At 57.5% G+C, this 15,242-nt stretch carries 9 protein-coding genes; 3 read left to right on the forward strand and 6 right to left on the reverse strand.

The window, feature by feature from the left end; genetic code table 11:
* Positions 1-117 precede the first annotated feature (117 nt).
* The 3 genes from hrpA to Q1K07_RS05395 all read right to left on the reverse strand — a co-directional run bounded on the left by hrpA (position 118) and on the right by Q1K07_RS05395 (position 7,119).
* A complete protein-coding gene (hrpA, locus tag Q1K07_RS05385; RefSeq protein WP_300309027.1) occupies positions 118-4,140 on the reverse strand; it encodes an ATP-dependent RNA helicase HrpA in 4,023 nt (1,340 codons plus the stop codon).
* 318 nt (positions 4,141-4,458) lie between these two features.
* Entirely contained in the window at positions 4,459-6,138 is a 1,680-nt protein-coding gene (locus Q1K07_RS05390) for an AMP-binding protein (RefSeq protein WP_300309029.1), read from the reverse strand.
* 180 nt (positions 6,139-6,318) lie between these two features.
* The gene (locus Q1K07_RS05395) at positions 6,319-7,119 is read right to left on the reverse strand and encodes a class II glutamine amidotransferase (protein ID WP_300309031.1); all 801 of its coding nucleotides are present in this window, start codon (positions 7,117-7,119) and stop codon (positions 6,319-6,321) included.
* A 258-nt stretch (positions 7,120-7,377) separates the two neighbouring features.
* Between Q1K07_RS05395 and Q1K07_RS05400 the strand changes: the two genes are divergently transcribed.
* Positions 7,378-7,761, forward strand: coding sequence for a DUF4168 domain-containing protein (locus tag Q1K07_RS05400; RefSeq protein ID WP_300309033.1), 384 nt, complete (start codon positions 7,378-7,380; stop codon positions 7,759-7,761).
* A 412-nt stretch (positions 7,762-8,173) separates the two neighbouring features.
* Here the strand turns inward: Q1K07_RS05400 and Q1K07_RS05405 are convergent, their stop codons facing one another.
* Both Q1K07_RS05405 and Q1K07_RS05410 read right to left on the reverse strand, forming a co-directional pair.
* Positions 8,174-10,009 carry a vWA domain-containing protein gene (locus tag Q1K07_RS05405; protein WP_300309035.1) on the reverse strand — a complete coding sequence of 612 codons (1,836 nt, stop codon included), beginning with the start codon at positions 10,007-10,009 and terminating at the stop codon, positions 8,174-8,176.
* A 64-nt stretch (positions 10,010-10,073) separates the two neighbouring features.
* Positions 10,074-10,520 (reverse strand): hypothetical protein, encoded by a 447-nt coding sequence (locus Q1K07_RS05410; RefSeq protein ID WP_300309037.1) that lies wholly within the window; start codon positions 10,518-10,520, stop codon positions 10,074-10,076.
* Positions 10,521-10,610: 90 nt separating this feature from the next.
* On the opposite strand from Q1K07_RS05410, the gene Q1K07_RS05415 reads away from it, so the two are divergent.
* Positions 10,611-12,773, forward strand: coding sequence for a prolyl oligopeptidase family serine peptidase (locus tag Q1K07_RS05415; protein ID WP_300309039.1), 2,163 nt, complete (start codon positions 10,611-10,613; stop codon positions 12,771-12,773).
* Positions 12,774-12,837: 64 nt separating this feature from the next.
* Positions 12,838-13,674, forward strand: coding sequence for a hypothetical protein (locus tag Q1K07_RS05420; RefSeq protein ID WP_300309041.1), 837 nt, complete (start codon positions 12,838-12,840; stop codon positions 13,672-13,674).
* Between the two features lie 175 nt (positions 13,675-13,849).
* Here the strand turns inward: Q1K07_RS05420 and Q1K07_RS05425 are convergent, their stop codons facing one another.
* Positions 13,850-15,208, reverse strand: a complete 1,359-nt coding sequence (locus Q1K07_RS05425; RefSeq protein WP_300309043.1) for an allantoin permease — start codon at positions 15,206-15,208, stop codon at positions 13,850-13,852.
* Positions 15,209-15,242 lie beyond the last annotated feature (34 nt).

A 15,242-nucleotide genomic window follows, 5' to 3' on the forward strand; every position in this document is an offset into this window, starting at 1 on the left:
TCTCTGCGCACTATCCTTCTTTATGCACCAACCTTCATCAGCATAGATGCATGCTTAGTCGTTTATTTCCCGACTTTCCTGACATTGCACAATCTTTTCCCATCAGTTGGCTGTCATTCACCCGGTCAACTCTGCCCAGCGTTTCTGCAAGCGCTTCTCCGATACCGGCATGGCGGTTCCCAACTGCTGGGCAAACAACGATACCCTCAGTTCCTCGATCCACCAGCCAAACTCGACCAGTTCCGGGTCCTCGAACTGACCACGGCGCTGAGCTTCCCGGCGCGCCACCAGCTTCGCTTCGAACTCCTGCACCACTTGCATGTGCATCTGGTCGCGCATCCGCTCCCTGGGTGCTTTTTCCAGGCGCAGGATGGCAGCTTCCATGTAGCGCGGATACGCTTCCAGCCAGCCCCCTGCTCGAGTAATGAAGCCGGGATATACCAAGCGTTGCATCTGGGCCTTGAGATCACTGTATACCAAGGCCAGCGCCAGGCTGAGATTCCCCTTCAACGCCTTGGTGACCGTCAGATGCCCTTCCAGTGCTTGCTTGAGCGTAGCAATGAGAGTTTCAGCGAAAGGCACCAGTTCTGTCCGCACGTCCTCGAGACGCTGCTCCAGTTCGGCATGGCTGCGCGGTAGAGGCTCCACTGCCACTACCTGGGAAAACACCGCCCTGACCACATCATCGACCAGTTGTTGCTTGCTTCCCACCTTGGTGAACAGCAATGCACAAGCCGGTATGCCCGGCAACCGCTCAATGGCCCTCACCTGATCAGGCAAGCGCTTCATGGCCGCCGCCACCACACCGGAACGCTGCGCCACCCTAGCCTTGCCGGGATGATCGAACAGTTCGAGCTTGAGCTGCTCTCCGTCCGGCACCAGTGCCGGGAAGGCTTCGACACGGATGCCTGCCTGAGTCGTGACCCGTGACTCGGCCAACGGCTCACTGGGAAACGCTTCCATCCGGTCATGCTGCTCCACCGCCTTGGCCAGGGCTCGCGCTCCTTCACCGGCAGCAGCTTCGAAGCGCTGCTCAAGCGCTCGTAGATCACGCCCTTGGCCAAGCACCTTGCCCTTGTGATCGACCACTCGGATATTCATGACCAGATGCGTCTCCAACTGGTCCAGACGCCAGTCATCCATGTGCAAGCGCACCCCGGTCTTGACCCGCAGGAACTCTCCCAAGGCCTCACACAAGCTATTGTTGCCTGGCACCATAGCTTCCAGTGCGGCATCGACCCAGTCGGGGATGGGCACGACCTGACGCCGAATCGACTTGGGCAGAGACTTGAGCAACGCGATGCATTTATCCCGCAGCAGTCCCGGCACCAGCCACTCCAGACGGGCAGCATCCAGCTGCGACAACATGGCAGCCGGTACTGTCATGGTCACGCCATCATCATCTGCACCAGGCGCAAAGTGATAGGTCAAGGGGAAACGCACACCATCGATATCGAGTGCATCGGGATACTGCGCTTCCGTGACCTCTTCGGCTCCCCGAGCCAACAGTGCCTGACGGTCAAACTTGAGCAGCCCCGGATCATCGTGTTCAGCCTGCTTGCGCCATGCCTCAAAACCTTTTCCGTTGACGATACCTTCAGGCAATCGCTCGGCGTAGAAGTCATAGAGCGTGTCTTCGTCGACAAGAATGTCACGACGCCGCGCACGATCCTCCAGATCGACGACTTCATCGATCAACGCTCGGTTGTAGGCAAAGAACGCTCCTTGGGTGCGGAATTCACCTTCCACCAGGGCCCTGCGAATGAAGATCTCGCGAGATTCCTTCGGCGCGATGGGTCCATAATGCACCTTGCGCCGGGCAACAATAGGCAAGCCGAACAGGGTTACCTGCTCGAATGCCACCACTTGGGCTCGTTTCATTTCCCAGTGCGGTTCGCTGTAGCTGCGCTTGACCAAGTGTCCGGCAAGAGGTTCGATCCACTGTGGCTCTATGCGCGCGACCATCCTGGCGAACAGACGCGACGTTTCCACCAGCTCGACCGCCATCACCCACTTGGGCGATTTCTTGGCCAGCCCTGAAGACGGGTGGATCACGAATTTTCGATTGCGCGCGCCGAGATATTCCCGATTCTCGGTCACCGTGCCAAGGTGAGACAGCAAGCCTGTCAGCAAGGCACGATGCATCGCCGCACTGTTACGGCGAACCTGCTCACGACTGGCCTCGACAATGTTCCCATCATCATCAGAGTCAGCCTTTTTCGGTTCAGGCGGAGGCACCTGGATATCCATGTCGCGTAGCAGCTGACGTAGCTGGCGGAAGGTGTCATGCCACTCACGCAGGCGCAGATAGCTCAAGTAGTGTTGCTTGCACCAACGCCGCAGACGGTTGCCGGACAGCTCTTCACGAGCCTGCTCGAAGCCATTCCACAGGTTCAGCAGTGCGAGAAAGTCAGAGTCGGGATCCTGCCAGCGGCGATGGGCCTGATCGGCCGCCTCACGTTTTTCTGCCGGCCGGTCACGAGGATCCTGCACGGCCAGGGCAGAAACCACTACCAGCACGTCACGCAGGGCTCCTTCCTTCTCGGCAGCCAGTACCATGCGCGCCAGGCGCGGATCGATAGGCAAGCGTGCCAGACTGCGACCAACAGGGGAGATTCGATTGTGCTCATCCACTGCGCCTAACTCATACAGCAGGCGCAGACCATCGGTGATGAAGCGTGAATCCGGAGGATCAATAAAGGGAAAATCTTCGATGTTGCCAAGCTTGAGCGACAGCATCGACAGGATCACCGATGCCAGGTTCGTGCGACGAATCTCCGGGTCGGTGAACTCCGGGCGTGACAGGTAGTCCTCTTCATCATAGAGGCGAATGCAGACCCCTTCCGCGACTCGGCCACAACGCCCCTTGCGTTGATTGGCACTGGCCTGGCTTACCGGCTCGACCGGCAAGCGCTGGATCTTGGCACGATAGCTGTAACGGCTGATGCGAACCCGTCCCGGATCGATCACATAACGGATGCCCGGGACAGTCAGAGATGTCTCGGCAACGTTGGTGGCCAATACAATTCGTCGCCCACTGTGAGACGCAAACACCCGATTCTGCTCGGCGTTGGAAAGGCGGGCATATAGCGGCAGCACTTCTGTGCTCTTGAGATCCGCGCGGCGCAATACATCCGCGACTTCACGAATTTCCCGTTCCCCTGGCAGAAACACCAGAATGTCCCGGGGACCATGGAACCAGCGTTTTTCCCGCTCAATACCCTCGATTTCCTCCACAGCGTGAAGGATGCCTTCGCTCAAGGTGAGGTCTTCCTCATCCTCGGCATCACGCATCAGGGGGCGATAAAGGACTTCTACCGGATAGGTACGCCCCGACACCTCGACAACCGGTGCTGGCCGCTTGACGCCATCCGCCCCCACTTGAGCGAAGTGCTCGCTGAAACGCTGCACATCGATGGTCGCGGAGGTGATGATCACCTTGAGATCATCGCGCCGTTGCAGCAGGCGCTTGAGGTAGCCAAGCAGAAAGTCGATGTTGAGACTGCGCTCGTGGGCCTCATCGATGATCAGCGTGTCATAGCGACGAAGATCCGGGTCGTGACGGGTTTCGGCCAGCAGGATACCGTCGGTCATCAATTTGACCAGAGTGCCTTCATCGGTCTGATCTGTGAAACGCACCTGATAACCGACCTGCTCGCCTAGATTGACCTGCATTTCCTCGGCCAGGCGGTTCGCCACGGAACGTGCTGCCAAGCGCCTGGGTTGGGTATGTCCAATCAATCCCTTGCGCCCGAGCCCCAGCTCGAGACACAGCTTGGGTAACTGAGTCGTCTTGCCCGACCCCGTCTCACCCGCCACCACCACCACTTGATGGGATGCCAGCGCCTCGAGGATATCCTCACGCCGAGCGGCTACTGGCAGCGCCTCAGGGTATTCCAGATGCACCGGGCGTGTAAGGCGCTGCTCCAGACGCTTTCGGGAACGCGCCAGGTGGTCACGCACTTCCTTGAGTCCGCGATCCACGGGCTTGCCCTCACGGACCCGACGCTGCAACCCTGCCAGACGCTTGGCCAAGGAGGGCCGGTCATGCAGCATCACATCCTCCAGGCTGGCGGAAAGCTGCTTGAGCAGGGTTAACTCGTTGGAGTGTACAGAAGTAGAGGAAGTATCGGTGCTCACGTCGAAATCGAGGGCTCCAAATGGAAATCATCAAGACATGTCACCACTCCCATCGACCTGGCAGGGTGGCATGCTAAAAGACGAAGGTGCCGACGAGCTGCGCGAATACCACAGTTTGCCAGTCCCCTCAGACGAGCGATTCACGCCCGCTCCCGTCATCTTGTTCAGGAAACCTGACGTGAATCGTCGAATAAAAGAAAATCATTGTAACGCTGACATGGGCTTCTCAGCCAATAATCCCGCTACGCAGGGCCCTTCGTGTCGGCAGCCCTCAATCTGTCAGAGCCCTTGGGCAGCGCTCCGAGCTGTCATGAACTTTCAGCCATTGCCGGTTTCTGGATCGGGTTCATCGCGCAGTTGCCGACGCAGCACTTTACCCACATTGGTCTTGGGCAGTTCATCGCGGAACACGATCAGCTTCGGCACCTTGTAGCCTGTCAGCTTTCCCTTGCACCAGGCACGCAACGATGCCGCATCAAGACCAGGGTCCCTGGACACGACAAATAGCTTGATCACTTCACCGCTATCATCGTCAGGCACTCCCACAGCGCAGGATTCCACCACACCGGGATGCGTGGCAACAACATCCTCGATCTCGTTGGGATAAACGTTGAAGCCGGATACCAGAATCATGTCTTTCTTGCGGTCGACGATACGCACATAGCCATCCGGCTGAATCAACGCGATATCTCCCGTGCGCAGGAAGCCATCCTCGTCAATGACCTTGGCGGTCTCATCGTCCCGCTGCCAGTAGCCTTTCATCACCTGAGGCCCGCGCACGCATAGCTCACCGGGTTCATCCAGAGACAACGTCCTACCTTCCGGACCGACAATTTTCAACTCAGTACCTGCCATCGGAACACCGATGGTGCCTAGTTGAATAGCCTCAATGGGGTTGAAACTGACGATGGGAGAGGTCTCGGTCAAGCCATAACCTTCGGCGATTGGGCAACCCGTCACCTCCTTCCAACGCTCAGCGGCAGCCAGGGTCAGCGCCATGCCACCGGAAATGGTCAGATGCAGACGTGAGAAATCCAGACTGCGGAAATCTTCACGATTGCACAGGGCATTGAACAGCGTATTAAGGCCAACGAACCCCGTGAAAGGTGTCTTCTTCAACTCCTTGATGAAATTGGGCAGGTCCCGGGGATTGGTAATCAACAATGAGTGATGGCCACCCTCCAACAGGAACAGGCAATTCACCGTAAAGGTATAGATGTGGTAAACCGGCAACGGTGCCACAATCAGCTCATGGCCTTCCTTCAACCCGACACCAATGGCCTGCTTGGCCTGGAGCATGTTGGCCACGAGATTACGATGGGTCAGCATCGTGCCCTTGGCCACTCCAGTCGTTCCGCCGGTATATTGCAGCACCGCAAGGTCATCCAGCTCGCGCTGGACTTCTTCATGACGATGCTTTGCTCCTCGGGCCAGCACCTGACGAAACGATACCGCCTCAGGTAACGAATAGCCCGGCACCATCTTCTTGACGTACTTGACCACCGCATTGATCAGCTGTCGCTTGGGAAAATCATGCAGGTCTCCAATCTCAGTGATCAGTACATGCTTGATGTCTGTATCAGGTAGGACCTTTTCGAGTTTGTCGGCCATATTGGCCAGAATCAGAATGGCCTTGGCACCAGAGTCCTTGAATTGATGCTCCATCTCGCGTTCGGTGTAGAGAGGGTTGGTGTTGACCACTACCAGCCCCGCACGGATGGCGCCAAAGACAGCAACGGGATATTGCAGCAGGTTCGGTAACTGGATGACGATACGATCGCCAGGTTCAAGGTCTGTTTCCTGCTGCAACCAGGCAGCAAAATCCCCGGACAATCGATCAAGGTCAGCATAACTCAGCGACTTGCCCATGCAGGAGAAGGCCGTGTGATCGGCAAAGCGCTTGGCCGAACGATGGAAGATATCCATCACGGAATGGTATTCGTCGAGGCCCTCCAGGGCCGCTCCCTTGATAAGCGCTTCTCTGGCATTCTCGCTCATGGGCATTCTCCATTATCCAGGCTCAAGATGGGCCTGATACTGTGGCGTGATTGTTGTTATAGCGTAGTGGCTATGACGTAGCCATCACTCAAAGAGCCGTTACGATAGCGCACTCGCCGCCCATCCGTAATACAGATGATTTAAACTTTCGTTTTAAACTCATGTAAATAATGAGCCAGCTTAAACGACACTCGCATCCTGCCCAGCAACAAAACGCGCCACGATGACACCATCACGCCAGACCAGCAGCTCACCGGGAAGCATCCGAACCCATTTTTCATTGTCGGTCAGGGGCTCCGTCGCCAGGACCGACACTACGTCATTCGGCGTCGTGTGTTCGGCAAAATTCACCACCATCTCCGCATCCGCCAGATTCGCCTCGCCAAAAGGTGCGCGTCGCGTGATATGCGCCAGCTTGGTCGAACAGAAGGTGTAGAGATATTCGCCATCCGCCAGCATCAGGTTGAACACACCAAGACAACGCAGTTCCTCACATAGTTCATGTAGTCTTTGCCACAATCCGGAACGATCTTCTGGAGGATCCGGGTAGCACTTGCGCAGCTCGCCTATCAGCCAGCAGAAAGCATGCTCGCTATCCGTTGCTCCCACCGGGCGATAGAAGCTCAACGGCAAGGCCTGCCACCCTTCCAATTGGCCGTTGTGGGCATAACACCAGGGTTGGCCCCACATTTCACGGGTAAAGGGATGGGTATTGGCCAGGCGCACCTCGCCAACGTTGGCCTGGCGGATATGACTGATGACAATGTTCGACTTGATCGGGTAGTCGCAGATCAGCCGCGCGATGGCAGAATCGACCGAGGGAAAAGGGTCGCGGAATTCTCGATAGCCACCTTGCTCATAGAATGCGATCCCCCAGCCATCACGATGAGGCCCAGTATCCCCGCCACGGCGCAGGAAGCCGGTAAAGCTGAAGCAGATATCTGTGGGCACGTTGGCACTCATACCCAGCAACTCGCACATGGACGCTTATCCTCGAAATCCGCCTTTCCATTCAGCAGATTAAATAACCTGCTGCCACATGATGATGCTAGTGTCTCACAAACCTGCATCACTTGCGTTTCCTGCGAGTAGGCAGGCACCCACTACCAGTTGACGCTTTATCCGACATGACCTGTCGCAAATTTTCATAATTTTACTGTAGATGTCATTGGGATGTGGTGGTGACGCGATAGTGTGATTGATAGGGTGGAACGTTCATACAAATGGTAGGAGTATTTCATGCGGCAAGGTATCACTACGCTGTTGACCGCAGCAGTACTGAGCATTGGACTGATGAGTGCGACAGCTCATGCGCAGGAAGCTGGCGGTGCCCTCACGCAGGCCCAGGCCCCGGCCGCAAACTTCACGGATGAGCAATTGCAGCAGTTTGTCGATGCTTCCCGTGAACTGCGCGGGTTGATCGAAGAATACAATCCACGCATTCAACAGGCTCCCAGCGATGCTGAAAAACAATCGTTGATGCAGGAAGCCAATAACAAGATGGTCGGAGTGGTAGAAAGCAAAGGACTCGATGCCAATACTTATGGCGCCATCGGCAACGCTGTCCAGTCTGACCCTGAGCTGGCCAATCGCGTGAAGGAATTGGCTCAAGGTACCAATTAAGCGACAGGTGACAATGGATAAGTGACTTGAGTGCCTAGCCCGGCTGACTTCATCAAAGCTGGCGACGTGTATGTAGTGGCGATATGAGTAACGACTATTGACCTATGCCCTGCCCCCAGGTTGCACCATGCAGTGACTCAACCAGAATGGGGGTGCGAGTATGAATGGTGCAGTACAAGACTGTTCCATGATGATGGGATCAATGGGATGGCTGATGCTGGTTGTGGGGATAGCCTTTCTGGCACTGCTCGGGCTAGGCATTGCAGCCCTGGTCAAATATCTGTTCTCAAGCCAGAAGACGTGATTCCTCGTCTCTGCTCCATCACATGCCCTGGCATTGGCCAGGGCATTCTTGTTCGGCAGGTCTCTTCGACAGTAAAGAAACACTGCCTACCAAAGCAGGCCCCATTGATCACACGTGCGGCTCCTGCCGTTTCCGGGACATCACCCGCCTCCGCCGCCAGCGTCTCCACACCATCAACAGCAACACGACAGCGACGCCAATCCATACACGGATGTCATTCACAACGCGTGCAGTCGTCTCCTCAAGGCCCGGGTGTCCTGCCTGCCACCAGTCCATCAGACGCTGAGGCCCTTCATTGACCAGGGCAACGAACCGATCAGCCAGGGAGTCCTCTGTCGGCGGGGCTGACTGATCGGCCTCCGCAAAACGTTCGCCGGCCAGGGTCGGTCCAGCCGTTGCGCGATCGATGCCAACCACTTCATCGGCATTGAGCCAGACTGTCGCCAGCTTCCAGCGATGCTCGCCATCCTCGAGCTGTGCCGTGGCTTCGATTTCCAGCGGCTGACGCAAATGTTCCTCGATCTCCGGCAGTACGATCTGCCAACGCCTCCGCCCGGTGGCTTCGACATCGAGATTTTCACCCCGCAGGTCACTGCTGAATGTCGTGTTGTCACGATCCAGCTCAGGATGTTCAGCCACCAGAATCACCCGCTGTCCATCCTCGCTTTGCACAGCCCCCACAGCAGGCAGGATGTTCACCGCCTGTATCCGCTGACGACGAAAATCATCGCCCTTGGCATCAATAACCAGACGTGCATTGCCTGTACCCTGGGGCGCTGGCAGCACACCGCTGAAACGGCCATCGGAAGAACGTTCCAGAGTGATGCTCTGCGAAGCCTCCTCATTCTCCCCCACCAACCGAGCGGTGATTGACAGGCTCTCAGGCAACTCTGCATCAGAGTCCCCTTCCACCCAGGCCTGCAGCGGGAGAGAAAAGCTGGAGTACAGTGTGGTCGGCAGCGGCTGTGTGGCCAGGCGCAAGCCACCTGATACCATGATCCGACTCCCCTCGCCGACAGGGCCTTCAATCCGCCACTCCCCCTGCTGTGGGTTCGGCACGCGAATCAGGTCGAAACGTGGATCCTGCTGCCAGCTCCCACCTGGCGGAGGGGATTCTGCGCTATAGCGAGTACCATCCGGCGCGATCAGCGTCACCTTGCCGCCATCATCAGGCCCATGGAATATCAATGGTGCAATTTCATCAGCAGAGCCATTCACCGTGAAGTGATTGCCGTCCAGTGGCAACTGATCCGTCGGCAGGATGCGACCGATGATATCGAGGAAGGCCCCGAGCAGTTCATCGGGTGAATCGACAACAGCCGCCAGACCACCGGACTGCTGTGCCAGGCGTTCGACCAGAGCAGCGTCTGCTCCAGCAGAGAAGGCAATGGCATGCACTGCAGTATCCTGATTGACCAGATCCGGGGAGATAGCATCAAGAATACGCTGACGTGATGCCACATCGATGGCGGGCTTGGCACCACGGGATGGCGGAAGATCGACCACGCCATCTGTCATCAGAACCAGATGGCGCGGTCCATGACCGTCAGAAGCCGCCGCGACACGCAGTGCGGCCTCGATGTCAGTGTACTGCTGATAATCCTGCAGTGCCGGGGGCAGTGACAGAGCCTGCTTCTTCCAACTTTCCTCCACCGGGGCAAGAGGCAAGGGATTATCGACATGCTCGCCAAAGGTCCAGATGCCGGCATGGACACCATTCGGCAGCAAAGCTACCAGCATGTCCATGGCGCTGACCGCAAGACGATTAGGGTCATTTGTCTTCATGCTGCCGGATACATCGACCAGCACACGAATGTCGGCCTGATCGTCAGCATTCTGAGCACTTGCACTACCCAGGGCTGCCAAGGACAGTACCGCCGCCAGCCCCAAGACTGGTGCCCGGCTGACAACACTACGGCCGTATCTCAGCAGAAGTTTCAACATAATGTTGCAATGTCCCACGACAGCCCCTTAACTGGAACCCGCTGGCCCAGCACCCCAGGCAAGGTCATTGGCCAAGCACAGGTTCTCTGCGACCACCTTCTGTACGGGAGACGGAAGGTTCACCTTCACCATGAGCCTGTTCGCGGCGAGCTTGTGCTCGAGCTTCTTCTGCCTTGCGTACACGACGCTTGTGGCCGAACCACCACAGCACGATGCCAAACAAGGCACCAAGAACCGCAGCGAAGACGACTTTCATGCCCGAGCCAGCCAAGACCACCGCATTGTGCTCAACAAATGCCACGGCAGCGACCATCACACCAGGCGCTTCGCCCCGGTATACTTCACCATCATCGGTCAAGGGCAGTTCGAACGCCGCCGGCATCCACATCACCCCTGCCACTGCCCAGGTAATCACCAGGCGCGGCAGACGAGGAAGAAAAGCCAAGCCAAGGTAGCCAGTCAGCAGCACCACCAGCGACAATGCGATATAGATCATCCAAAGCGATGACATGGAATTTCCGATAAGCATCAGTTTCTCACTCCAGAACGCGCCGAAGGCGCGCATAATGAAATTTCTCTTGAGTATGGTACATCCCGCACCATGAAAGCACAGCCGCCAAATGCACCTGGCTCCTCTTCCGCCACTTGCCCAGCCAAGGACTTCCTGCGCCCGGATGACACGAACTGGGACTGGCTCGAGCAACGCGATGACGATAACGTAAAGGCCTTCCTCACGGCAGCCAATACGGAATCCGACGCCTGGTTCACTCCCCTGGCTCCTCTTGCCGAGCAGCTTTATCAAGGCCATCTGGCACGCAGGGAACTCTCCGTAAAAGGCCTGCCTACGCCTCTCGATCACTATACGGTGTGGAGCGAGACGGCCGCCGATGCCGATTATCCACTGTGGTGGCGCCATCCCAACGGTAACAGCACAGCGAAGGAATGTTTCTTCGACCTTGAAACCCGCGCTCATCAGCACACTTTTTTCGAGCTGGGTGACATGACATTGTCGCCGGATGAAGAGTGGCTGGCCTGGAGCGAAGACACCCAAGGCGATGAAACCTACCAGCTCTATCTCAAACGCCTGCCTGATGGAGAGCTGCAACTGCTGCTGGAACAGATTGGCCCCGAACTGTGCTGGGCCGAAGACAGCTGTACTCTCCTGTTCACTCGCTATGATGCCACCCAACGACCTGACAGCGTATGGCGACTCACTCTGGAACTCAGCGGTCCAGCAGGCAATATCCACTTTCCAGCACCGCAATTGATCCTGCGCGAGGATGACCCACAATTCTGGGTTGGCCTTGGCAAGACTCGCTCTCGCACCTGGTTGATCATCGAGAGTGCCTCAAAGGACACCAGCGAAACCCACTTGGTTCCCGCAGCTCAACCAGCAACCCCCGCGTTATGTATACTGCCGCGCCAGTCAGGCGTTGAATATGCCCTGGATCACCGGCCTGGAGTGTTTTACCTGCTGCATAACCGCAATGCCGTACACTTTCAGCTCGATGTCATCGACGAAGGCCTGGCTATCTCATCTTCCCCCGACATCGCTGCCATGACACGTGTGCTGCTGCCCCATCGTCAGGATGTCACTCTGGAAGGCGTCGACGCCTACTCCTGGGGACTCGTGGTCACGGAACGTGACCACGAGCAGGCACAACTGCACCTGCACCGCATCGAACTGGATGCCGAAGGCAACATTTGCCTCGACGAACCTCTACCCTGCTCTGCCGGGCTGCTGAGCATCGGTATGGAGGATTCGCCCCATTTCGATACCCGTACCTTGCGCCTACGCGAGGAATCCTTCACGACACCGCCAAGTTGGTGGGAAGTGGACCTGGACAGTGCTACCCGTACTCTGCTCAAGCGCCAGACAGTTCACGGCGATCTTACTCCACAGGACCTGGCCTGCGACCGTATCTGGGCCACTTCCCATGACGGGGAACGTGTTCCGGTATCGATCGTTCGCCGAGCAGATCTCGCCAACCAGGCCATGCCCACCTTGCTGTATGGTTATGGAGCCTACGGCGAAGCCCTGGATCCCTGGTTCTCGATCTCACGCCTAGAGCTGTTGCAACGGGGCATCGCTTTTGCTGTCGCCCATGTTCGTGGAGGAGGAGAAAGAGGCGAGCCCTGGTATCTGGCAGGCAAGCTGGAGCACAAGACCAACAGCTTCGAAGACTTCCTCGCCGCCCGGGATGCCCTTGTCGAACACGGCCTGGCCGATGCCGAGCGCATCGTCACCTACGGCGCCAGTGCTGGCGGTCTGTTGGTCGGCGCCAGCCTCAATGCCGCTCCGGGAGCCTTCTGTGCCGCAGTTCTCGACGTGCCTTTCGTCGATGTCCTGCGTACCATGAATAATCCGGACCTCCCCTTGACCACGGCGGAATACACCGAATGGGGTGATCCACAGGAACCTGCCGCTGCTCGGCGCATCCGCAGCTATTCACCACTGGACAACCTGGCCGCAACAGACTGGCCGGCAGTTTTCCTTCAGGGCAGTTGGCACGATACTCGTGTCCCCTACTGGGAACCCGCCAAACTCTACGCTCGCTTAGCCATGGCGAACATCGACAACCCTGAGTTGTCCAATCGACCAGTACTCCTGCGCACTGACATGGAAGCTGGGCATAGCGGTGCTTCCGGTCGTTTCAAGGCCTGGCGCGATGGAGCCCGTCAGGATGCCTTCATTCTCTGGGCCCTGGGTCTCGCCGATGACGAGAAGCACATAGATTTCTCCAGCCCATTAACACACGCGTAAGACATCCATTATGCTGAAAGCCGCAAATCACGTACCTGCGGCAATCGACGGAAAAGGACATTCAATGAACGCAAAACCCATGCTGGCTCTCACCGCCGCTCTCTGGCTTGGTATCGGCCTATCCGGTTGCTCGGATAATGATGAAGATGCAGAAGGCACCAATGGGGGGAGCGAGCAGACTCAGAACGCCGACGCGGCTGATGCCCAGGATGCTTCGACTTCTGATGCTGAAGCAGAAGGTGCCGAATCCAAGGCCGAGGCGTCTACCTCAGCCATCGACCCAGCCGAACGCCAGCAGGTTCTGGAAAACTCCCTGCGTGGCAACTTCGACCCGCAACTGGGCGAGATCCGTTATCTGGTGGGCTGGGCTGACCTCAATGATGATGGACAAGATGAAGCAGTCGTCCATGTCGTTGGTCCCATGGTCTGTGGTACCGGTGGCTGCGATACTCTGATTCTCCAGGCCCAGGGCGATACCTATCAGGTGCTCAGCGCCCAGCCAACGACCGAGCCGCCTATTGCACTGGGCGCGGACAGCCACGACGGCTGGCAGGACCTGTTGATGCAGCGTCATGTCGCTGCAGACCAGCCCTCCGAGACAGTGCGCTTGCGCTTCGATGGGGATAGCTATGTGGAGGCCGACGGAAAGGAGGACGACGCTACTGGAGGCAAGACCCTGATCGAACCGTTTGACAGCCTGGATGACGCCCACCCACTGTTTGAAGGTGAAATCAGCGGTTCCTACGAGATGAGTGAACCTCCGGCCGAGGCAAGCAGCTCATCAAAGGACGCCAAGCAGGAAGATAGTTCCATTCAAGAGGACAGCGATCCTGAAGCCGCTGCCGATGCTGTCGAAGAGGAAGCCGAACAGCAGCAGGATGACAGCAGCCCACAGCAGTAGCAGCAGTCCGAATCTCTGACCTCTGCAACCAGAAGCTCGCAGGTAATGTGGGACAGTAAAAGCCCAGGGCCCATCATGGCCCCTGGGCTTTTTCAGGTATCAGGGCAGAGCCCTGCGCCAACAGCGCTTCGAGTAGTTGAAGGCTAGAAACCTCAAGAAACTAAGGGCCATCGTTTCAAGAGGCTGAGGGCTCTACGCTATACCACTGCGGCCTCGCAAAATGCAGTCCCACCGCATAGAGCAGATAGGCAGCAACGAAGGTCACTGGTGCTGAAGCGCTAGACCAGCCGGGCAGATGCATCACACCTATGCCACACAGGGTGGCGCCGCCCCATGCAATGAGACCACATGGGTTGAGCGCGGGAATTCTGGCATCCACAAGCTCCAGGTGGCCATTGAAACGACGCTGATAGGTGCGCGACAGGATATGTGCCAACGCCACTCCCACCCAGGCGACCACAAACACCCCCTGGTAGGCCAGCGCGTTCAACAGATAGGAAAAGACGTCTGCCGACATCAATGCCCAGGCCAACGCCCCCACCAGGCATCCGGCCAGGATCTTGTTGATCCTGACCCCCAACAGCTTGTTGATGCAGGCCTGCAGATTGACGGTAGCCAGATAGAAATTGGCCGTATTGATGCGGCTCTGGGTAACCCATACCAGCAACAATCCACCCAGGCCCATCAGCTCCAGCAGGCCGAGCACGATCGATGCCTCGGAAAGCCCTTCGCTGGGCAGACAGGCATCCAGCAGAATGCCGACCACACCACTGAACAGAAAAGTCATCAGATAAAAGGGAATGCCGAAGGTCACGCGACCATGGAAGGCTTCATCCTCCACTCGTCCGAACCGCGCATAGTCGAAGGTAAACATCATCAACACCCATACCCCCATGTAGTAGGTAAAGGTGTGCAGCCATCCCCAGCTGGGTGCGCCCCCCTCGGGAACTCGGGTCAACCAGTTGGCAGGATAACCGAACTCGGCGATGGCCATGCCTACGGCCACCAGCATGCCGACCACATAGACCGGAAGCAGCACGCCATTGAATTTGTCCAGCCAATGTTGAACGCTGCCGAAGATCAGCGCCACGCCGATCACCACCACGATCAAGGTCGCCACCGTCATGGTCAGCGACGCTGACCACTCAGAAAGCACCAGCGCCATCACATAGCCTTCGAAGACCGCGTAGTAGAGCGCTGTGGCAAAGAAGATCAAGGTGGCAATCACCGCGCCAACGTGGCCGAACAGAATTCGGGAGAACAGCGCCACGGTCAGCCCTGAGCGTATCGCGAAGCGGCTGATCACCGCATTGATCAACCCATAACAGAGTACTGTCAGCACGATACCGATCAGGGCATTGACCGTACCGTAACTACGAGCCATGGCGGCAGCCACCACCATGTAGAAGATGGCGCTGCACACGGCCCACCAAGCCATCATCAGGCTGCCCCTGGTCATACGCTGATCCATGGGCACCGAGCAGTCGGTGTAGTCGATATCCCCGGACGAGGAGGTCTTCGTGTCTTCCTGCATGGTTGCACCTCATTGATGTTGTTATTGCTTTTCT

The organism is Halomonas sp. (genome assembly GCF_029263665.1).
Classification (GTDB): Bacteria; Pseudomonadota; Gammaproteobacteria; order Pseudomonadales; family Halomonadaceae; genus Halomonas.